General features: G+C 72.3%; 18 protein-coding genes. 12 read left to right on the plus strand and 6 right to left on the minus strand.

The genetic code is table 11. The features are described from left to right. Window positions 1–32: 32 nt before the first annotated feature. From ACSMXX_RS05305 to ACSMXX_RS05320, 4 genes are all read right to left on the minus strand, one after another. Window positions 33–1,244 carry an MFS transporter gene (locus ACSMXX_RS05305; protein WP_473182883.1) on the minus strand — a complete coding sequence of 404 codons (1,212 nt, stop codon included), beginning with the start codon at window positions 1,242–1,244 and terminating at the stop codon, window positions 33–35. Window positions 1,245–1,412: 168 nt separating this feature from the next. Beyond that, the gene (locus ACSMXX_RS05310; protein ID WP_473184639.1) at window positions 1,413–1,964 is read right to left on the minus strand and encodes a hypothetical protein; all 552 of its coding nucleotides are present in this window, start codon (window positions 1,962–1,964) and stop codon (window positions 1,413–1,415) included. A gap of 185 nt (window positions 1,965–2,149) precedes the next feature. Further along, window positions 2,150–3,238, minus strand: coding sequence for a ribosome small subunit-dependent GTPase A (rsgA, locus tag ACSMXX_RS05315; RefSeq protein WP_473184640.1), 1,089 nt, complete (start codon window positions 3,236–3,238; stop codon window positions 2,150–2,152). A 512-nt stretch (window positions 3,239–3,750) separates the two neighbouring features. Beyond that, window positions 3,751–4,881: a YihY/virulence factor BrkB family protein gene (locus tag ACSMXX_RS05320; protein WP_473182884.1), complete on the minus strand. Its 1,131-nt coding sequence runs from the start codon at window positions 4,879–4,881 to the stop codon at window positions 3,751–3,753. An 18-nt stretch (window positions 4,882–4,899) separates the two neighbouring features. Between ACSMXX_RS05320 and ACSMXX_RS05325 the strand changes: the two genes are divergently transcribed. Beyond that, a complete protein-coding gene (locus ACSMXX_RS05325; RefSeq protein WP_473182885.1) occupies window positions 4,900–6,603 on the plus strand; it encodes an acyl-CoA dehydrogenase family protein in 1,704 nt (567 codons plus the stop codon). Between the two features lie 36 nt (window positions 6,604–6,639). Here the strand turns inward: ACSMXX_RS05325 and ACSMXX_RS05330 are convergent, their stop codons facing one another. Next, entirely contained in the window at window positions 6,640–8,295 is a 1,656-nt protein-coding gene (locus tag ACSMXX_RS05330) for an FAD-dependent monooxygenase (protein ID WP_473182886.1), read from the minus strand. A 228-nt stretch (window positions 8,296–8,523) separates the two neighbouring features. Here ACSMXX_RS05330 and ACSMXX_RS05335 point away from each other — a divergent pair, with 228 nt between their 5' ends. Then, window positions 8,524–9,114, plus strand: coding sequence for a Uma2 family endonuclease (locus ACSMXX_RS05335; RefSeq protein ID WP_473182887.1), 591 nt, complete (start codon window positions 8,524–8,526; stop codon window positions 9,112–9,114). Between the two features lie 81 nt (window positions 9,115–9,195). After that, window positions 9,196–9,351 carry a hypothetical protein gene (locus ACSMXX_RS05340; RefSeq protein WP_473182888.1) on the plus strand — a complete coding sequence of 52 codons (156 nt, stop codon included), beginning with the start codon at window positions 9,196–9,198 and terminating at the stop codon, window positions 9,349–9,351. An 8-nt stretch (window positions 9,352–9,359) separates the two neighbouring features. Here ACSMXX_RS05340 and ACSMXX_RS05345 read toward each other — a convergent pair whose 3' ends face one another. Further along, on the minus strand, window positions 9,360–10,343 hold the full coding sequence (locus ACSMXX_RS05345) for a carbohydrate kinase family protein (RefSeq protein ID WP_473182889.1): 984 nt from the start codon (window positions 10,341–10,343) through the stop codon (window positions 9,360–9,362). A gap of 492 nt (window positions 10,344–10,835) precedes the next feature. Here ACSMXX_RS05345 and ACSMXX_RS05350 point away from each other — a divergent pair, with 492 nt between their 5' ends. The 9 genes from ACSMXX_RS05350 (at window position 10,836) to ACSMXX_RS05390 (ending at window position 20,405) form a co-directional block, all read left to right on the plus strand. Further along, the gene (locus ACSMXX_RS05350; protein WP_473182890.1) at window positions 10,836–12,788 is read left to right on the plus strand and encodes a P-loop domain-containing protein; all 1,953 of its coding nucleotides are present in this window, start codon (window positions 10,836–10,838) and stop codon (window positions 12,786–12,788) included. Further along, a complete protein-coding gene (locus tag ACSMXX_RS05355) occupies window positions 12,785–13,456 on the plus strand; it encodes a GNAT family N-acetyltransferase (protein WP_473182891.1) in 672 nt (223 codons plus the stop codon). The genes ACSMXX_RS05350 and ACSMXX_RS05355 overlap by 4 nt, the downstream gene beginning before the upstream one ends. A gap of 430 nt (window positions 13,457–13,886) precedes the next feature. Beyond that, window positions 13,887–15,584, plus strand: a complete 1,698-nt coding sequence (locus tag ACSMXX_RS05360) for a nitrite/sulfite reductase (protein WP_473182892.1) — start codon at window positions 13,887–13,889, stop codon at window positions 15,582–15,584. A gap of 115 nt (window positions 15,585–15,699) precedes the next feature. Beyond that, window positions 15,700–15,942, plus strand: coding sequence for a hypothetical protein (locus ACSMXX_RS05365; RefSeq protein WP_473185057.1), 243 nt, complete (start codon window positions 15,700–15,702; stop codon window positions 15,940–15,942). After that, a complete protein-coding gene (locus ACSMXX_RS05370; RefSeq protein WP_473182893.1) occupies window positions 15,939–16,649 on the plus strand; it encodes a phosphoadenylyl-sulfate reductase in 711 nt (236 codons plus the stop codon). Before ACSMXX_RS05365 ends, ACSMXX_RS05370 begins: the two co-directional genes overlap by 4 nt. Before the next feature lie 37 nt (window positions 16,650–16,686). Then, window positions 16,687–17,253: an adenylyl-sulfate kinase gene (gene cysC, locus ACSMXX_RS05375; protein ID WP_473182894.1), complete on the plus strand. Its 567-nt coding sequence runs from the start codon at window positions 16,687–16,689 to the stop codon at window positions 17,251–17,253. Then, the gene (gene cysD, locus ACSMXX_RS05380; RefSeq protein ID WP_473182895.1) at window positions 17,250–18,185 is read left to right on the plus strand and encodes a sulfate adenylyltransferase subunit CysD; all 936 of its coding nucleotides are present in this window, start codon (window positions 17,250–17,252) and stop codon (window positions 18,183–18,185) included. The genes cysC and cysD overlap by 4 nt, the downstream gene beginning before the upstream one ends. A 2-nt stretch (window positions 18,186–18,187) precedes the next feature. Next, a complete protein-coding gene (locus ACSMXX_RS05385; protein ID WP_473182896.1) occupies window positions 18,188–19,567 on the plus strand; it encodes a sulfate adenylyltransferase subunit 1 in 1,380 nt (459 codons plus the stop codon). Window positions 19,568–19,640: 73 nt separating this feature from the next. Continuing rightward, window positions 19,641–20,405 carry a sirohydrochlorin chelatase gene (locus ACSMXX_RS05390; protein ID WP_473182897.1) on the plus strand — a complete coding sequence of 255 codons (765 nt, stop codon included), beginning with the start codon at window positions 19,641–19,643 and terminating at the stop codon, window positions 20,403–20,405. Window positions 20,406–20,413 lie beyond the last annotated feature (8 nt).

The following is a 20,413-nucleotide window of genomic DNA, read 5'->3' on the forward strand; positions in this document are numbered from 1 at the left end:
GGCGCGGGGTGAGACCGCCGCGGGCGGCATGCTCAGCGCGCCGAACGTTTGAGTCTCCGCCGACGCTCGCCGCCCCGGGTGTGCCGCTGCAGCACCAGCGCGATCAGCAGGTACGGCGCGGCCGCGAGGACGAAGAGCGTGCTGTGGTCCCACAGTTGCGAACCCAGGGCGTAGCCCGCGCACAGCAGCACCGAGACCACCTCGGAACCGAACCCGGCAACGGAGCTGACCGTCGCCCGGGCCCGGTCGGTGACGCGGTCCTGAAGCATCGCGTCGCAAGTGACCATCGCCCACTGGAAGATGCCGAACGCGAGCGCGAGCAGTACCGCTCCCGCGGGACCGCTCACGGCGCCCGCCGCCAGTGCCACGGCGGCCACCGCGAGCGCCGGACCGAGCCGGCGGGCCCCGCGTCCCGCGCACCAGCCGCCGACTGCGACGCCCACCGTGACGAGCAGCATCAGCAGCGGTACGGACGAGGCGCCCACGTCCATGGAGCGGATCAGCAGCGGCACGTACTCGTCGATCATCAGCGCGCCCGTCACCGCCGAGGTCAGCAGCACGGCGTTACGGGCGGGGCGTGAGCCGCGCAGCTCCCCGAACCCGGCCCGCAGCACGGCGAGAAAGCCCGGGTCGTGCTCGGGTGCTGCCACGTCCGGCTCCGCGTCCGCCCCCTCAGGCGCCCCTCCGCGCCCGCCCCGCGACTCGGGGAACGAGCGGCCGACGAGCGCGCCGAACAGACAGACCACGACGCTCGCCGCCCCCACCGCCGCATAGCCCCCGAGGTGCAGCACGGGCGCGGCCAGAGCGGTCGCCGCCATCATCGCCGTGGTGCCCAGGGCCTGTGAGCGGCCCATGAGACGGGCGTACGAGCCTGCCGCGGCACAGCGCTCCAGCTCCTCGTACACCAGCGCCTGCAGCGTCCCCGAGCACAGCGAACTGCCCACGCCCCACAGCACGAACCCGGCAGCGAACGCCGGATAGGAGGGCAGCCACGTCCACAGCGCATAGCCCGCGCCGGTCACGAGCGGGGCGAGGGCCAGAAGGCGGCGGCGGGAGAACATGTCGGCCCACAGCCCGGACGGGATCTCCACGACGAACGTGACGCACGACCAGATGATGAAGAGCGAGGAGATCTCCGCGGCGGACAGACCGCGCTCCGCGAACAGCAGCGCATAGACCGGATAGAGCAGGATCAGGTCTTCGAGGAACGCGTACGCATAGAGCCGGCGGGCAAGCCGGGACACCGCGGCGGCCGGTGCCGGCTTCGCCGCAGCTCTCGCGGAGACTTCGGATGGAACTCAATGTCGCCAGGTCATGCGTTCAGCCTACGGCAGCGCAGACGGTCGCCGCACGCGGTTTTCGCCCGGCTCCGTGCCGTCGTGCCGCGCTCCTGCCCCGCTCCTGCCCCGCCCTTACTCCGCGGCCCCGGCCGGCCCCTGCGGCTCGCTGCGCGGCAGCCGCTGGAGCAGCCCCCATGAGAACTCCGCGATCACGTCGTACTGCTCCCCCACCGCGTCCGGTGCGGTGAAGCCCAGCCGCCAACGCGTCGGCGCCGACCCCTCCAGCGGCCGTGCCGGGGCGAACGCGCGCGCGGCCTCGTCGACGGTGCACGACCAGGGGGCGAGGTCTTCGACGGTACGGAGCTCCGGGCCCGGCGCCCCGGGAGCGCGTACCAGCCACTCCGTCACCACGCCGCCGCCGGGGACGCTCAGCACTTCGAAGAGCAGATCGGGCCAGAGCGGCACTCGCCAGGCCAGGACCTCGCAGTCGAGGTCGCCGAGGGCGCGCCGCTCGGCGATCTCGGGCGGGCCCAGCACGGACCGGTAGCGGCCGACCGCGCTGCGCCGCCCGCGTGGTGAGCGCAGCATGGCCTGCCAGCGCCGGTTGGCCTCCCGCATCTCCGCGCGCCCGGAGCCCAGTTCGGCGAGGGCCTCCAGGACGAGGTCCTGCTGGAAGTCGGCCATCCTGCGCAGCAGTACGAGCTGGAACTCACGGGGTCCGAACGTCGTCAACGGGGGTGCCCTTCGATGCGTGTGCGTCCCCGGCCCCGTGCACCCCGTGCGGAGCGGGTGCCGGAACGCGGGGAGCGCCGGTGTGCGGAAGGGACGGTAGCGGACGGTGGCAACGGCCCTCCCCGGCCGGTGCGACGTCAGGGCTTGCGGCGCGGTCCTCGTTTGCGCTCTGCGTTGTGGCGGCCCACCGCCGACATCTCCTTGAACCGCCGCTTCTGCTCCGCCCGCAGGCGCGCGTCCGTACGGGCGGCGAGGCGCGCGTTCTCGCGGAGCAGCTTGCGGTAGCTCTCCAGGCGGCGCTGCGGCAGGCTGCCGTCGGCGACGGCGCCGAGGACGGCGCAGTCGGGCTCCGACTCGTGCCTGCAGTCGTGGAAGCGGCACTCCGCGGCGAGCGCCTCGATCTCGGAGAACGTGCTGCTCACGCCGCCCTCCGCGTCCCAGAGGCCGACGCCGCGCAGCCCCGGGGTGTCGATGAGTACGCCGCCGCCGGCGCTCTCGGGCAGCACCAGCAGATCGCGGGTGGTCGTGGTGTGCCGTCCCTTGCCGTCGCTGTCGCGGATGGCCCGTACGTCCTGCACGTCCTCCCCCATCAGCGCGTTGACCAGCGTGGACTTCCCCGCGCCCGACTGACCGAGCAGTACGCAGGTGCCGCCGGCGATGACATCGGTCAGCGCGTCGAGCCCATCGCCCTCCGCTGCGCTGACGGTCAGCACCTGGACGCCCGGGGCCGACTCCTCGACGTCGGCGGCGAGTTGGCCGAGTGTCGCTGGGTCGGCGACGAGGTCCGCCTTGGTGAGGACGATCAGCGGAGCGGCGCCGCTCGTCCAGGCGAGGGCGGTGAACCGCTCCACGCGCGGGAGTTCGAGCTCGGCGGCGAGTGACACGGCGATGAGGGCGAAGTCGACGTTGGCGGCGAGGACTTGGCCCTCCGAGCGGTGCGTGGCCGTGGAGCGTACGAAGGCCGTACGGCGCGGCAGCAGCGTCCGCACCTCCGGGATGCCTCCCGGGCCGCCATGCGGATGGACCGCGGCCCAGTCGCCGGTGCAGACGGTGCGGGTCGGGTCGGCGGTCGCCACGGGCGCGGTGCCGGCACGCACGATGCCCGCTGCGGTGACGGCGTCGCACAGGCCGCGGTCGACGCGCACGATCCGTGCCGGCAGCAGGCCCTCGTCCTCGTACGGGGCGAAGGCGTCGGCGACGCGGGTGTCCCAGCCGTAGCGCAGCAGCGCGTCGGGTGCGGTGGGCTCGGCGGGTGCGACGGACGCGGCGGACGGCGGTGAACCGGCCGCGGAAGAGGGGGAGTTCGGGAGGCTCGCGGCGTCCGGGAGGCCCGCGCGGTTCGGTGCGTCCGGGGAATGGAGGGAGTCGGAGTTCACGGGAGTGCCCCTTCGGGAGGGGTGGCTCCGGCTGCGTACGCCTACGCCTGCGCGCACGCATACACGTACACGGGACGGGCGCTCCGGCGCCGGACAGGAGCCGGCGCGGTCGGTCCGTACGTCAGCCGGGGACCACGGAGGTGGGTTCAACGGACTTCGGGATGCGGGCGGCGCCCACCACGACGACGGCCATCGGTCCTCACCTCCCACTCGCTCGCGGTTCGCCGAACGGCACGCGTCGCACGGACCGTTCACACTCGTGCCGGAGCTTAGCTCCGGGGCGGTTCCGGCCGCGAAGGGTTTTCCGGCGCCCCGCGCCCCCGTGCCCCGTGCCCTGCGCCCAACGCCCCGCGCCCGCTGCCTCAGCGGCGGCGGCGTGAGCGCAGCCGGGCCCGTACGTCGGCGTGCGGGAGGAACTTCGTCCAGCGCTCCGGGAACTCCGCGGGCGGCGGCTCCACGTCCTCGCCGCCCGTGCTCTCGGCGCTGCGCATCGCACGGCGGGCGGCCGCGGCCGCGACGACCTCCGCGGCGGCCTCCTCACGCGCCCGCTCGTTCATACGGCGGGCGGTCGCCGTGGCGACGGACGGCCACACATGGTCGATGGCGGCGTTCACCGCCGCCCCGATCAGCACGGCGAAGGCGGAGACGCCGATCCACAGCAGCACGGCGACCGGGGCGGCCAGCGACCCGTAAATCGTGGGCCCCTCCACGGTGTTGGTGATGTAGAGCCGCAGCAGCGCACTGCCCAGCACCCACAGCATCAGCGCCACGAGAGCGCCCGGGATGTCCTCACGCCATGGCGAACGCACCGGCACCGACACGTGGTAGAGCGTGGTGAGGAAGGCGACGGACAGCAGTAGCACCGTCGGCCAGTAGAAGGTCGTGACCAGCCACTGCGCCTGCGGAACCAGCCGCAGTACGGCGTCCGGGCCGGCGACCATCAGCGGCAGCACCACCGCGCCGATGAGCAGTGCCACGAGGTAGAGCAGGAACGCCAGCAGCCGCGTCTTGACGATTCCGCGCTGCCCGTCGAGCCCGTACATCACGGTGATGGTGTCGATGAAGACGTTCACGGCACGCGATCCCGACCACAGGGCCAGCGCGAAGCCGAGAGAGATCACATCGGGCCGCCCGCCGCGGATGACGTCGTCGATGAGGGGACGGGCCAGCTGCCGTACGCCGCGGTCGGAGAGTACGGCGGCCGAGGCGTCCAGGAAGTTCCGGCGGATGGAGTCGATCGTGTCGGTGCCGATCCAGTCGTCGAGATACCCCAGCAGTCCGATGAGGCCGAGCAGCAGCGGCGGGATGGAGATGAGGGTGAAGAACGCCGCCTCCGCCGCGAGCCCCAGCACCCGGTACTCGATGCACGAGTTGACGGTGTCCTTGAGCAACAGCCACGCCAGCTTGCGCTTGGGAACGTTCCGGTAGACGACTCGCGCGCTGCGGAAGCGTCCGCCCTGGTGGCGCGGTGGGGTTTCGTCGGCTGGTTGCACCTCCTTAACGTATCTGCCATGCCAGCCTCCACTCACACCGTGACCAATCAGCCGCCGCCCCTTGTCGACTACGACATCTTCGCGGCGGACCCCGCCCTCACCGAGGCGGTCGCCAGGCACGCCTCCGCCGAGCACGCCGAAACCGCGAGCGCCGAGCTGAGCGAACTTGGCCTCGGTGCCGGTTCCGCGGAGGCCCAGGAGTGGGGCAGGCAGGCCAACGAAGTGCCGCCCGTGCTGCGTACGCACGACCGCTACGGCAACCGCATCGACGAGGTCGAGTTCCACCCGTCCTGGCACCGGCTGCTGGACCGCGCCGTGGGTGCGGGGCTCACCGACGCCTGGTCGAGGCCCGACGGGCAGCTGCGCCGCACCGCCGGCTTCTACGTCTGGTCGCAGGTCGAGGCGGGCCACGGGTGCCCCGTCTCGATGACGCACGCGGCGGTGCCCGCGCTGCGCAGGGAGCCCGAAGTCGCCGCCGAGTGGGAGCCGCTGCTCGCCTCGCACACGTACGAGCCGGGTCTGGACCGTCCGGCGCGTGCGAAGGCCGGGGCCATCGCCGGTATGGGCATGACGGAGAAGCAGGGCGGCAGCGACGTACGCGCGAACACGACCGCCGCGGTGCCGCTGACGGGCGACGGCGCAGGCGGCGGCGAGTACGCGCTGACGGGGCACAAGTGGTTCTGCTCGGCGCCCATGTCGGACGTCTTCCTGGTGCTGGCACAGGTCGGAGGCGAGGGCGGCGGGTCCGGAAGCGGCGAGGAGGGGCTGACCTGCTTCCTGGTGCCGCGTGTACTCCCGGACGGCACCCGCAACACCTTCCGGATCCAGCGTCTGAAGGACAAGCTCGGCAACCGCTCGAACGCCTCCAGCGAGGTCGAGTTCGACGGGACGACGTGGGCGCGGCGCGTGGGCGAAGTGGGCCGCGGCGTGGCCACGATCATCGAGATGGTCGCCGCGACGCGCCTGGACTGCGTGACGGGTTCCGCCGCGCTGATGCGGCAGGCGGTCGCGCAGGCCGCCCACCATGCCGCGCACCGCAGCGCGTTCGGCGGTCTGCTGGCGGACAAGCCGCTGATGCAGAACGTACTGGCGGACCTGGCGCTGGAGTCGGAGGCGGCGACGGCTCTGACGATGCGGCTCGCCTCGGCGTTCGACGCCGCTCAGGGCGACGGTGAGAACGCCGGACAGGAACGCGCGCTGCTGCGGCTGGCCGTGCCCGCCGCCAAGTACTGGGTGACGAAGCGCGCGACGCCGGTCGCCGGCGAGGCGCTGGAGTGCCTCGGCGGCAACGGCTACGTCGAGGAGTCCGGGATGCCCAGGCTGCTGCGCGAATCGCCGCTCAACTCGATCTGGGAGGGCTCCGGCAACGTACAGGCGCTGGACCTGCTGCGTGCGCTTCAGCGCTCCCCGGAGGCGCTGAACGCGTTCCTGAACGAGATCGGCCAGGCGCGCGGCGCGGACCACCGGCTGGACGCCGCCACGAAGGACCTGCTCGACCAGCTGTCCGACCTGGAGGGCATCGAGGCCCGCGCCCGGCGCCTGGTCGAGCGCATGGCCCAGGTGCTTCAGGGCTCACTGCTGGTGCGGTACGCGCCTCCGGCGGTGGCCGACGCCTACTGCGCATCGCGCCTCGGCGGCGACTGGGGCGCCGCCTTCGGCACCCTGCCGCACACGCTCGACCTGGCCGCGATCGCCGACCGGGCCCGGCCGCAGGTGTCTTAGGGAGTGCCTGCCGGGGTGTCCTGCCTGGGTCCTGCCTCAGGGCTTCCCCGGGAGGCGGGCCGCCAGGTCTGCCATGAGCCGGTCGGCGTCGACCGGGCGGCCGCGGTAGCCGATGTGCGCGTCCGGCCTGACGACGAATGCGCCGGCTGACGTGAGCCCGTACCGGCGGTGCGCGGAGCGGTCGGGATCGCCCAGTGCCGCCGAATGGCCGTGGGTGGAGCGCTCCGCGCTGATCACGCGCGCTTTCACGAGCCCCGGGTGTGCCTCTTCCAGCCGTTCGGCGATACGGCACAGCTCCACGGCGGACCGCGCGTGGCCGTCGAGCCCGGTGAACAGCAGCACGGTGTGGTGCGTACCGCGGAGCACATCGTGGAGACGGCCCGGTTTCCCGTCGACGAGCAGATCGGCCTCCCGGGCCCGGTCGCCGGGTGCGGGCGCGTCCCGCCAGCCGGAGCCGTCCTCGGAGTTGAGCGGACTGTCCGGATAGCGCAGGCGCAACTGGGCCAGCGTGCCGAGGAGTCCGCGCCGGACGGAGGGACGGGTGAGCACCCTGCCGGCCACCTGCGGGGCTATCCGGCCGCGGGCCGTCCTCACGACCGGGTTGTGCCCGGCGATGACGGAGAAGAGCCGGTCGGTCGTCTTCAGCAGCCGGACACCGATGGGGTGCCGCTCGGCGTGGTAGCTCTCCAGCAGACGCTCCCCGGCGATCCCGCGTTCGGCCAGGGCGAGCTTCCATGCCAGGTTGTAGGCGTCCTGGATACCGGTGTTCATGCCTTGAGCGCCTGCCGGGCTGTGCACGTGTGCCGCGTCGCCGGCCAGGAAGACGTGCCCCTCGCGGTATCGCGGCACGCTGCGGCTGTGCACGCGGTAACGCGTCACCCAGGACTCCTCGACGACCTTGGCCGGGAAGGGCACGCGCTCGTCCAGCATCGCCTGGAACTCCTCGTGGGTCGGTTCGCTGTACTCGGCGCTCGGCCCCTCGGGACCGGACGGTACGTTGCCGAAGATGCGGAACCGGTCCTCACCCGGCATCGAGAATGCCGCGAAGATCCCGGCGGGGCTGGGGAACGCGTACAGCTCTCCATGGGGCAGCTCCCAGTCGAGCCTGGCGTCGGCCATGATGAACTCGTCACGGTAGGTGGAGCCTTCGAAGGGAACACCTGCCGCCTTGCGCACCGCGCTGTGCGCGCCGTCGCAGCCGACGACCCATCGGCAGCGCTCGGTCCGTTCCGACCCGTCCTCGGTGCGCAGCGAGACGGTCACCGTCCCGCCCTCCTGAGTCAGACCGGTCAGCGCCACTCCGCGCTCGATCCTGACGCCCTGCCTGGCCAGGGCTTCGGTGAGTATCCGCTCGGTGTCGTCCTGCGAGAGCGTGCGCAGGGCGGAGTGGGCGGTGTGGTTCCGCGGGCCGGTCAGCAGATCGACGAAGTCCATCCGCACCTTCTTGTTCTTGAACGTGACGGTCAGCGCCGCCGCCCGGTTGCCCGCCGCTGTCGCTTCGCCGATCACGCCCATGTCGTCGAAGATCTCCAGGGTCCGCGGCATGACGACCAGTGCCCGCGAGGTGGTGGCCGGTGCGGGCGCGCGATCGATGATCCGCGCGGGAACGCCGTGGCGCGCCAACTCGTGGGCCACCGTCAACCCCGTCGGCCCCGCACCCACCACAAGTACCGGAGTCAGCCGCTCGTCCATCACCACTCAGACCGCCCTTCATCAAAATTCGCCGCTCGATGAATTTCCCTGCCGCCATGGTGCTACGGGCGGCGGGCATCCGTCCATAGGCGGCTCTCGCAGGCGTGGGGCACGGCGACGGCGGGTGACCAGCCGTCGACGCCGTCCATGCGGGTCACAGCTCCCGGCTAGCATGGATACCTGGTCTCCGGCCACGCGGCAGGGCCGCGCAGAGAGGGAGCGAGGGCCGTGACGATCGCCCCACACCGAGCAGGTCACGACACCTTCCAGTACCGGGCGATGCGCGACATCGTCGAGCGGATACACGACGGTGTGCCCGGCAAGCTGGAGATCACCAAGGAAGGGATCGTTCACGACATGAGGTCGCCGGGGGTTCCTCATGAGCTGACGGCGGCCCGCGTCAGCCGCCGTCTGGAGAAGGTCATGCCGGACGAACTCCTGGCGCACACGGGCACGCCCGACGTGGAGGACGTGCACGAAGGGGTGCTACGCCACCCGGACATCATGGTGATCGCCGAAGCGGACATGGAGGTCGAGTCGGCCTTCGACCCGCGGACGGTCGTAGCGGCCGTCGAAGTGGTCTCCCGCTCCAACCCGGACAACGACTGGACGGGCAAGATGCGGGACTACCCGCTGCTCGGCATCCCCGTCTACGCCGTCTTCGATCCACGTACGGGCGAAGGCGCCGTCTTCTCGGACATCCACCCGACCGTCCACGGCCCCCGCTACGCGACCAGGAAGGACTTCGTGTACGGGGAGGACGTCACGATCGGCGAGTGGACGATCTCGACCGAGGACCTGCCGCGCTATCCGGAGTGACGGCTGCCTCGCCTCCGGTGGCCACCCAGGGCAGATCTCCAGGATGAGCAGACCGACCCTGGTGAGGAGGGTGAGAAGGTCGTGATCCACGAAGCGGAAGCGACGGTGGCCGAACCCGTGCCGCCCGGCGCCGAATCGAAGCGAGTCGGCCGCGGCTCACTCCAGGGGCGCGTCCACATCGGCGAGGGTTCCGACGAGTTGCCCGACGACCTCGGCGAAGCGCTCGGGGCACGGTGAGGGGCGCCCTACACCTCCCCCGCCCACGGCGGGTTCGCGCCGCGGACCGCGCAGACCGCCGCGGCGACGCGGGTGCCGAAGTCGAGGGCGGTGGCGAGCTGTTCGGGCCGGAGCGCGTCGAGGCGGCCGCCGAGGGCGCCCGCGCCGTGCAGGGAGTGGAGAAGGCCGGCCATGAAGGAGTCGCCCGCGCCGACCGAGTCCACGACGGTCACCGCCGGCGCCGGTGCGTGCAGCCGCTCACCGTCGAGGGAGGCGAAGACGCCGCCGGCGCCGAGGGTGACGACGACGAGGCGGGCGCCGTGCGTGTGGAACGCGTCCGCGGCCCGCTCCGGGGTGGTGCCCTCGGGCATGAGATGGGCGAGGTCGTCGTCGGAGAGGCGCAGGATGTCGGCGGCGGCGCACCAGCGTGGGAGTGCGCTGCGGTAGTCGGCCGGATCGACCAGCAGGGGACGGACGTTGGGGTCGACCGAGACGGTCGCGCGGTCGCGTACGTCCGCGAGGAACTCCTCGATGCTCCGGCCGCCAGGCGGCCGTACGAGCGCCAGCGAACCGGTGTGCAGGCAGGACAGGGAGCCGTCGGCCGCGGCGGCGAGCTCCTCGGGCGTCCACTGGAAGTCGGCGGTGTTCTCGGCGTGGAAGGAGTAGTCGGCGCGGCCGTCCTCGTCGAGGTCGGCGACGGCGAGGGTGCTGGGCTCGCGCGCGGTGACCGTACGGCTCAGGTCGACGCCGGACTTGGCGAGGTGATCGCGGAAGAGCCGCCCGAAGACGTCCTCGGAGATCCGCCCGAGGAAGCGGGTCGGGGTGGCGAGGCGGGCCAGTGCGACGGCGGTGTTGGCGGGGCCGCCGCCGGGCAGCACGTCCAGTCCGACGGCCGGGGTCTCCACGTCCGTGGCCGGCGCCCGTACGAAGGCGTCGGCGACGCACTCACCGAGCACGGCGACGGGAGCGGAGACGGCGCCGACGGCTTCGGCGGCGGGGACTGGCGCGGGCATGCGGACCTCACGGATTCGGGCTCGGGTGCGGGTGGGGTCGGTCGGCCGGTGATCGGAGGAGGGGCGCGGTGCGCCGCCCTGGACACGGCCCGCGCTAGTGCCGTGACCGGCAATGTTTGCCCTCCCCCTGGGCCTCACGGCCCGGGGGGACCCCCAGGAGCGTCGTCCGGTGCGTGCGATCGCAAGGCGGCCGGAAGTCCTTGTAGCGGAGCTACCACGGCTTTCGGCCAACGCAGCGAGCGTGCGTGCAGGGCGGCGCGACAGGGCAAAGCTTGCCGGGAGGGGCACTAGAGTCCAGCAGCAGTCCGTGACCCTGTCAACGAGGGCGTTCCGCATGCGGACTTGATCCGGGCGCCGACGGGCGTGTACCGGGCACGGACATGCGCCCGTACCCACGGGGCGGGCGGCCCGTCCGTCCCCGGCGCCCGTGCCGCAGGCATCCGGTATGTATCGTCCGGTCGCAGACACCACCCGGCGGAAAGGGACATCGCAGTGCCACGTGAGCAGGGCCGCGACCCCGGCGGCCACCGGTCGCACCGCGGACCGGGCGCCGGGCGCGCAGGCCGCGGCGACCGAGGCGACCGCGCCGGACCGGGCGGACCCCGCGGCCGGCACGACGGCGGCCCGCGACACGGCGGACCGCGGGGAGAGACCCGCGGGCCGCACGGACCTCGCGAGGGGAGCGAGGAGGGGTCTCCGCGCGCCGGAGGGGCACCGCGCGGCGGTCTGCAGCAGCAGCTCGCCCGCCTCGAGGGCGCCCCGTACGGCCGCTACAAGGGCCTCGTCGGTACGTGGGAGCTGCCCGGTGCGGAGACGGCCGGGGAGACCTTCCAGCTCGTACGCGGCCAGGCCGATCCCTTCGCACCTCCCGCGCGTGCGGCCGTACGGGTGCCCGCGGCACGCGCCGGCTTCCCGCCGGAACTGTGGAGCACACCCGTGCGGCGTCGCGCCCTCGCGGGCTTTCTCGTCCGCCGGGCGGCCGAAGTCGCGGGCGGCGAGCGGTCCTTGAGGATCGACGCGGGCGGCCAGGAGGTGCTGGACCGCGGCTCGTGCCAGGTCTCGGCGGACGACGGCGGCGTCACGCTCCGTTTCGGTCTCGCGCTGCCCGGCAGGGGCCGCCGGATCGACGCGCGGGCCGCGGAGCGTCTGATGTGCCGGTCCGTGCCGGAGATCGCCGAACGGGCGCTGCGGTACGCGTCGCTGGACGACCCAGCCCTGCGGCGGTTCGTCGAGACCGTCGAGGACTCCGTCGCCCTGCGGGACGCATTGCCCGGCCTCGGCCTGGTCGCCTTCGTCGCCGACGGCGCGGTGCTGCCGCGCGGCAGCGGCGTGGACGACCGTCCGGCGACGGGCGAGGGAGTCGTGCCGTTCTCCTCACCCGAGGGCCTGCGGGTGACGGTCGAACTGCCGAACGCGGGCGCCGTCTCCGGGATGGGGCTGCGGGAAGGCGTGAGCCTGATCGTCGGCGGCGGCTTCCACGGGAAGTCGACGCTGCTGCGGGCCCTGGAGACGGGCATCTGGGACCACGTGCCTGGCGACGGACGTGAACTGGCCGTCTCACGCCCCGAGACGGTGAAGCTGCGCGCGGAGGACGGGCGGCGCGTCGAGCGGGTCGACGTGCACGCGTTCGTGGGCCGTCTCCCCGACGGCTCCGACACCACCGACTTCTCCACCGGCAACGCCTCCGGCTCCACCTCCCAGGCGGCGTCGCTGTGCGAGGCCGTGGAGGCCGGCGCCCGGGTGCTGCTCATCGACGAGGACACGGCCGCGACCAATCTGATGATCCGCGACGCCCGCATGCAGTCCCTCGTGGCCAAGGAGCGCGAGCCGCTGACCCCGCTCGTGGACTCCGTACGCTCGCTCCACCGCGACCACGGCGTCTCGACGGTGCTGGTCATGGGCGGCTCCGGCGACTATCTGGAGGTCGCCGACCGGGTGTTGATGATGGACGCCTACCGGCCCTCCGACGTCACGGAACGGGCCCGCGAAGTCGCTTCCGTACCGACGGGGCGGCACGCCGAGGCGGAGACCTTCCCGCCCGTGGTGCACCGGAGCCCCGACCCCTCGTCGCTGGAACCGGAGTCGCAGGGGCGCAGGAAGGTGCGCTCGCGCGGCGAGGACGCGCTGACGTTCGGAGAGCACGAGGTCGACCTGCGCTCCGTGGAGCAGATCGCCGACTCCCGTCAGGTGACGGGGATCGGCCTCGCACTCGAACTGATGGTCCGGCGCGGGTACGTGGACGGCACCCGTACGCTCTCGGAGGCCCTGGATCTGCTCGACGCCGATCTGGCGGACGCGGGGGCGGATGCGCTGCTGGCCGTGCGCGACGAGGACTTCGCGGTGCCCCGCCGCTTCGAGACGGCGGCGGCGCTCAACCGCGTACGCGGTCTGCGCGTCAGCAGGGACGGGAGTCGGACAACGGCGAGCACGGAGAGAACGGGTTGAGCGAGAGCACGGCGCGGAGCGTCACCACATGGTTCCTGGAGCAGACGGACGCCGGGGATCTGCCCGGCGTCCCCGCTCCGGACGAGCAAGGGGGCGAGGACGGGCCGTCGGGTCTGCGGATCGTACGAGCCGAGGTGCACAGCCCTGCCTTCAGCCGTTTTCTCTACAGCGAGGTGGGCGCCGACGTGGAGTGGGCCGACCGGCTGCCGTGGACGCTCGAGCAGTGGCGCGAGTGGCTGGAGCGCCCGGGCGTGGAGACGTGGGTCGCCTATCAGCACGGCACGCCCGCCGGTTACATCGAGCTGGACGGGGCGACCAGGGACACCTCGGGGCGCGGTGCCCGTCCGGACAGCACGGTGGAAATCAGCTACTTCGGGCTCCTGCCCGGCTTCCGGGGGCGTGGCATCGGCGGCCGGCTGCTCGCGTACGGCACCCGCCGCGCATGGGACCTGGGCGAACGGTGGAGCGGGCGGCCTCCGACGGCCCGGGTGTGGCTGCACACGTGCAGCAAGGACGGTCCGCACGCGCTGCGCAACTACCAGCGGCGGGGCTTCCGCATCTTCAAGAAGGAAGTCGCCAGGGAACCGGCCGCGGAGGCGTCCCCGGAGGTGAGCCCGAGTGCCAGCCCGGCACCGCGGACGCCCGGGCCGCGCTCGGCCCCGATGTGACCGCTCCCACATCGTCCCACCATCCGGGACTGTCCTGTCCACATCCTGGATATTGGTGGACTGCCCGTTCGGCACCGTGCGACGCTTCCGTCATGTCTCGTGCTGGAATCGCCTTGGTGAGTCGACGCCACGTCGACTACGGCCGCATGTCCAGCGCCATCTGTCGCGCGGGCTGACAGTCCCAGCACCACCGACCCAAGAGCCGCCCTCACAGTCGCGGGCAGGTGCTCTTCCCGTCTGAACCGCAGCGGCCCACCCTGCCCTCCGCCCGTACGGGCATGCGCCACGTACCGGCGGAAGCAGCATGTGCCGCGCGCGCCCGCCCCTGCTGACCTGCACCGTCTCTGACGACCGGCTGTGTCCGGCTGCCCGGCCGCCCCGGCCGTCACGCCACCCGACGGACACCTGAAGGACCCGAAGGACAACTGCCATGGCCGACACCTCCAAGCGTCCCGCTTCCGCACCGAGCCGCCGCAAGGCCGGACGCCACCGCGGCGAGGGGCAGTGGGCCGCTGGTCACTTCACTCCGCTCAACGGCAACGAGCAGACCAAGAAGGACGATGACGGTCTCAACGTGCGGACACGCATTGAGACGATCTACGCACACCGCGGATTCGACTCCATCGACGGCGCCGACCTGCGCGGACGCATGCGCTGGTGGGGCCTGTACACGCAGCGCCGGCCCGGCATCAGCGGCGGCAAGACGGCCGTGCTGGAGCCGGAGGAGCTGGACGACGAGTACTTCATGCTCCGCGTGCGCATCGACGGCGGACAGCTGACGACGCAGCAACTGCGTACCGTCGGCGAGATCTCGCAGGACTTCGCCCGCGGCACCGCCGACATCACCGACCGGCAGAACATCCAGTTCCACTGGATCCGCATCGAGGACATGCCGGAGATCTGGCGCCGACTGGAGGGCGTCGGCCTCTCGACGACCGAGGCGTGCGGCGACACCCCGCGCGTCATCATGGGCTCGCCCGTCGCCGGCATCGCCGCCGACGAGATCATCGACGGCACTCCCGCCATCGACGAGATCCACCGCCGGGTCATCGGCAATCCCGCGTACTCGAACCTGCCGCGGAAGTTCAAGACCGCGGTCTCGGGCTCGCCGCTGCTCGACGTCGCGCACGAGATCAACGACGTCGCCTTCGTCGGTGTCGAACACCCCGAACTCGGCCCCGGATTCGACGTGTGGGTCGGCGGCGGCCTGTCGACCAACCCCAAGCTGGGCGTGCGGCTCGGCGCGTGGGTGCCCATCGAGGACGTCGCGGACGTGCACGAGGGGATCGTCTCCGTCTTCCGCGACTACGGATACCGGCGGCTGCGCACCCGCGCCCGCATCAAGTTCCTCGTCGCCGACTGGGGTGCCGAGAAGTTCCGCCAGGTGCTCGAGGACGAGTACCTGCTGCGCAGGATGGCAGACGGCCCCGCACCCGAGGCACCCGTCCAGCAGTGGCGCGACCACATCGGCGTGCACGAACAGCGCGACGGCAACCACTACGTGGGCTTCGCGCCGCGCGTCGGACGCATCGACGGAGGCACGCTCGCCAAGATCGCGGACCTCGCCGAGTCGCACGGCTCGGGCCGCGTCCGTACCACCGCCGAACAGAAGATGATCGTCCTCGACGTCGCCGGGGACCAGGTGGAATCCCTGACCGAGGCGCTGGAGGCGCTCGACCTCACCGCCCGCCCGTCGGTCTTCCGGCGCGGCACCATGGCCTGCACCGGCATCGAGTTCTGCAAGCTGGCCATCGTCGAGACCAAGGCGCGCGGCTCGTCGCTCATCGACGAACTGGAGCAGCGCCTCCCCGAGTTCGACGAGCCGGTGACCATCAACCTCAACGGCTGCCCCAACTCCTGCGCCCGCATCCAGGTCGCCGACATCGGGCTCAAGGGCCAGCTCGTCACGAACGCCGACGGCGAGCAGGTCGAGGGCTACCAGGTGCACCTGGGCGGCTCGCTCGGCATGGAGCCGGGCTTCGGCCGCAAGGTGCGCGGACTGAAGGTCACCGCCGAGGAACTGCCCGAGTACATCGAGCGCGTGCTGCTCAACTTCAAGGAACAGCGCGAGGACGGCGAACGCTTCGCCCAGTGGGCGGCCCGCGCGGAAGAGGGTGCGCTGAAATGAGCGAGCCTCGGCGCGCGGCGCCGGCTGGACCGAGGAGCCGCGCAGCGACGAAGGAGCGAGCAGCAACGAGGGAAGCCGACGCGTCAGAGCACGCCGAGGCTGAGCGGGGGACACAGTGAGCGAGCGCGCCGCACCGTTCTACTGCCCGTACTGCGGCGACGAGGACCTGCGCCCCTCCGAGGAGGGCCACGGCTCCTGGGAATGCACCGCGTGCAACAGGGCGTTCAAGCTCTCGTTTCTCGGACTGCTGGCCAGGGGCCTGCAGCGCGAGGGCAGCGAAAGCGCCCGCGTCGGCCACGTCGGCCAGGAAGGCAGCAGCCACGAAGGCAGCAGCCAGGAAGGAAGGCGCACGCCATGACCACCGCTGCGCAGCAGCACTCCGCGGCACAGCTGCGGCGGCTCGCGGAAGAGGCGGGCCGTGACCTGGAGGACGCACCGGCGCTGGAGGTGCTGAGCTGGGCCGCCGGCACCTTCGGCGACCGCTTCTGCGTCACCTCGTCGATGGAGGACGCGGTTGTGGCGCACCTCGCCTCCCGCGCGGCCCCGGGCGTCGACGTCGTCTTCCTCGACACCGGCTACCACTTCCCCGAGACGATCGGCACGCGTGACGCCGTCGCCGCCGTCATGGACGTGGAAGTGATCACGCTCACGCCGCGGCAGAGCGTCGCCGAACAGGACGCCGAGCACGGCCCGAAGCTGCACGACCGCAACCCGGACCTGTGCTGCGCGATGCGGAAGGTGGCGCCTCTGGAGGAGGGCCTGCGCGCCTACGACGCCTGGGCGACGGGCCTGCGCCGCGACGAGTCGCCGACCCGCGCGGACACCCCCGTCGTCGGCTGGGACGAGCGCCGGCAGAAGGTCAAGATCTCGCCGATCGCCCGCTGGAATCAGGCAGATGTCGACGCTTATGTGGCGGAGCACGGAGTGCTGACCAATCCTCTGCTCTCCGACGGTTACGCCTCGGTGGGATGCGCCCCGTGCACCCGGCGCGTCATCGAGGGCGAGGACGCCCGCGCCGGACGCTGGTCGGGGCAGGGCAAGAGCGAGTGCGGTATTCACCTGTGAACGGGGACACGGTGAACTCCGCGGCTGGGAGCGGGAGATGAGTGAGGCGACGGCGCAGCGGCAGGCCCTCGGGACCGGAGCCACCGTGTGGCTCACCGGCCTGCCGAGCGCGGGCAAGACGACGATCGCGACCGCGCTGGCGGACCGACTCGCCAGGCAGGGCCGCCGGGTGGAGGTACTGGACGGGGACGAGATCCGCACGTTCCTCTCCGCCGGGCTCGGCTTCTCCCGCGAGGACCGCGACCTGAACGTGCAGCGCATCGGCTTCGTGGCCGAGCTGCTCGCCTCGCACGGCGTGACCGTCCTCGTACCGGTGATCGCCCCGTACGCGGACAGCCGCGCCGCGGTGCGCAAGCGCCACCAGGCCGCGGGCACCGGCTACTTGGAGGTGCACGTCGCCACTCCGGTGGAGGTGTGCTCACAGCGCGACGTGAAGGGACTGTACGCGCGTCAGGCCTCGGGGGAGATCTCCGGACTGACGGGTGTGGACGACCCGTACGAGGCCCCCGAGGAGCCGGATCTGCGGATCGAGGCACACCGGCAGGGCGTGGAGGAATCCGCTGCGGCGCTGAGCGCGCTGCTGAGTGAGAGGGGACTGCTGTGACAACGGCTGTCACGACGCTGCAGGACTGCGACAACCCGTATGCGCTCTCGCACCTGGACGCGCTGGAGTCGGAGGGTGTGCACATCTTCCGTGAGGTGGCAGGTGAGTTCGAGCGCCCGGTGATTCTCTTCTCCGGCGGCAAGGACTCCATCGTCATGCTGCATCTGGCGCTGAAGGCGTTCGCGCCGGCGCCCGTGCCGTTCGCGCTGCTGCATGTGGACACCGGGCACAACTTCCCCGAGGTGCTGGAGTACCGGGACCGCGTGGTGGCGCAGCACGGGCTGCGGCTGCATGTGGCCGCCGTGCAGGAGTTCATCGACCGCGGTGAGCTGAAGGAACGCCCCGACGGCACCCGCAATCCGCTGCAGACGGTGCCGCTGCTGAACGCCATCGAGAGGGAGAGCTTCGACGCGGTCTTCGGCGGCGGCAGGCGCGACGAGGAGAAGGCGCGGGCCAAGGAGCGGGTCTTCTCCCTCCGGGACGAGTTCGGCGGCTGGGACCCCCGGCGTCAGCGGCCGGAGCTGTGGCAGCTCTACAACGGGCGGCACGCACCGGGCGAACACGTACGTGTCTTCCCGCTGTCGAACTGGACCGAGCTGGACGTGTGGCAGTACATCGCCCGCGAGAAGATCGAGCTGCCCGCCATCTACTACGCGCACGAGCGCACCGTCTTCTCCCGTAGCGGCATGTGGCTGGCTCCCGGCGAGTGGGGCGGTCCGCGCCAGGACGAGCGGGTGGAGCGGCGCAAGGTGCGCTATCGCACCGTCGGCGACATGTCCTGCACCGGCGCGGTCGACTCCGACGCGGACAGCATCGAGAAGGTCATCACCGAGATCGCCGCCTCCCGGCTGACCGAGCGCGGGGCGACCCGGGCCGACGACAAGATCTCCGAGGCCGCCATGGAGGACCGCAAGCGCGAGGGGTACTTCTGATCATGGACACACCCGCCACGCCCGCCGGTCACCCCGCCGCGGCCGATGCCGCGCTCGCGGCGACCTCGCTGCTGCGCTTCGCGACCGCCGGCTCCGTCGACGACGGCAAGTCCACGCTGGTGGGGCGGCTGCTGCACGACTCCAAGTCGGTGCTCGCCGACCAGCTGGAGGCCGTGGAGTCCGCCTCCCGCAACCGCGGCCAGGACACCCCCGACCTGGCGCTGCTGACCGACGGGCTGCGCGCCGAGCGCGAGCAGGGCATCACCATCGACGTGGCGTACCGCTACTTCGCCACGCCGCGGCGGCGGTTCATCCTCGCCGACACACCGGGCCATGTGCAGTACACGCGGAACATGGTCACCGGCGCCTCGACCGCCGAGCTCGCCGTCGTCCTCGTCGACGCCCGCAACGGCGTCGTGGAGCAGACGCGCCGGCACGCCGCCGTGGCCGCGCTGCTGCGCGTCCCGCACGTCGTCCTCGCCGTCAACAAGATGGACCTCGTCGACTACGACGAGGACGTCTTCGCGGCCATCGCCGAGGAGTTCACCCGCTACGCCGCCTCGCTCGGCGTCCCGGAGATCACGGCCATCCCGATCTCCGCGCTCGTCGGCGACAACGTCGTGACGCCGTCCGCGCACATGGACTGGTACGGCGGCCCGACCGTGCTGGAACACCTGGAGACCGTCGCCGTCACCGACGACCCCGCTGACGACCCGGCACGCTTCCCCGTCCAGTACGTCATCCGGCCGCAGACACCCGAGCACCCCGACTACCGCGGCTACGCGGGCCAGATCGCCTCCGGCCTGCTGCGCACCGGGCAGCACGTGACCGTCCTGCCCTCCGGCCGTACGTCCACGATCGAGGGCCTGGACGTGCTGGGCCAGTCCGTGGACGTCGCCTGGGCCCCGCAGTCGGTGACGGTGCTGCTCGCGGACGACCTCGACATCTCACGCGGCGACATGATCGTGCCGTCGGACGCCTCCGTCACCCCCAGCCAGGACCTGACCGCGACGGTGTGCCACCTGCACGACACCCCGCTCACGCCCGGCGCGCGGGTGCTGCTGAAGCACACCACCCGCACGGTCAAGGCCATCGTCAAGGAGATCCCGTCCCGGCTGACGCTGGACGACCTCTCCCAGCACCCCGAGCCGGGGCGCCTGGTGGCCAACGACATCGGCCGGGTCGTGCTGCGCACCTCCGAGCCGCTGCCCGTCGACGCCTACGCCGACTCCCGCCGCACCGGCTCCTTCGTCCTCGTCGACCCCGCGGACGGCTCCACGCTCAGCGCGGGCATGGCGGGCCACGCCTTCGCCGACGCCGTACGGGAGACCGCGGAGGCCGAAGGGCTGGGCACCACGGACGACGACGGCTGGGACTTCTGAGGCAGCACCCCCGGACCACCAGGACCACCAGGACACGGAACGGACAGAAACAGACCAGGAACGGACGACCGCCATGCACGATGCGACACGGCCCACTCTCGTGGTCATCGCACACGGCAGCCGCGACCCGCGGCACGCCGCGACCGTCGCCGCGCTCTGCGCGCGCGTGCGGTCGCTGCGTCCCGAGCTGCGCGTGGAGGCGGCACATCTGGACTTCAACGCCCCGTCCGTACCGCGGCTTCTGGAGCGGCTGCACGCCGAGGGCGTCCACGACATCGTCGCGCTGCCCCTGCTGCTCAGCCGCGCCTTCCACGCCAAGTCCGACATCCCCGCGGAGCTGAACGAGGTGACGTCCCGGCTGCCGCGCCTGCGGGTGCGGCAGGCGGAAGTGCTGGGCCCGCATCCGCTGCTCGCCGGCGCGCTGGAGCGGCGGCTCCGCGAGGCCGGCCTGCGCCGGGAGCAGCACCGCTCGACCGGGATCGTGCTGGCCTCGGCGGGCTCCTCTGATCCGGAGGCGATCGCAGTGATCGCACAGACCGCGCGGGAGTGGCGGCGCACCGGTGGCTGGTGTGCCGTGCGTCCTGCGTTCGCCTCCGCCTCCCTGCCCCGTACCGAGGACGCCGTGCGGGGGCTGCGTGCCGACGGCGTCGAGCATGTGGCCGTGGCGCCCTACGTCATAGCGCCCGGCCGCCTCCCCGACCGCATCCGCGGCGGCGCCTTCGAGGCACGGGCCGACGTGCTGGCGCCGGTGCTCGGTGCCTCTCCCGAGCTGGCGGAGCTGCTGGCGCTGCGCTACGACGAGGCCGCCGCACGCGGGCCGCTGGCGCTGAGCGCCTGACGGCCCGG

The sequence above is a fragment of the Streptomyces sp. DSM 116795 genome, assembly GCF_055792905.1.

Coding starts and splice junctions, on each gene's coding strand:
- ACSMXX_RS05390 (WP_473182897.1), top strand. CDS start 19,641: ATGCACGATGCGACACGGCCCACTCTCGTGGTCATCGCACACGGCAGC.
- ACSMXX_RS05310 (WP_473184639.1), bottom strand. CDS start 1,964: ATGGCCGACTTCCAGCAGGACCTCGTCCTGGAGGCCCTCGCCGAACTG.
- ACSMXX_RS05330 (WP_473182886.1), bottom strand. CDS start 8,295: ATGGACGAGCGGCTGACTCCGGTACTTGTGGTGGGTGCGGGGCCGACG.
- ACSMXX_RS05325 (WP_473182885.1), top strand. CDS start 4,900: ATGCCAGCCTCCACTCACACCGTGACCAATCAGCCGCCGCCCCTTGTC.
- ACSMXX_RS05370 (WP_473182893.1), top strand. CDS start 15,939: ATGACCACCGCTGCGCAGCAGCACTCCGCGGCACAGCTGCGGCGGCTC.
- cysC (WP_473182894.1), top strand. CDS start 16,687: ATGAGTGAGGCGACGGCGCAGCGGCAGGCCCTCGGGACCGGAGCCACC.
- ACSMXX_RS05385 (WP_473182896.1), top strand. CDS start 18,188: ATGGACACACCCGCCACGCCCGCCGGTCACCCCGCCGCGGCCGATGCC.
- ACSMXX_RS05360 (WP_473182892.1), top strand. CDS start 13,887: ATGGCCGACACCTCCAAGCGTCCCGCTTCCGCACCGAGCCGCCGCAAG.
- ACSMXX_RS05345 (WP_473182889.1), bottom strand. CDS start 10,343: ATGCCCGCGCCAGTCCCCGCCGCCGAAGCCGTCGGCGCCGTCTCCGCT.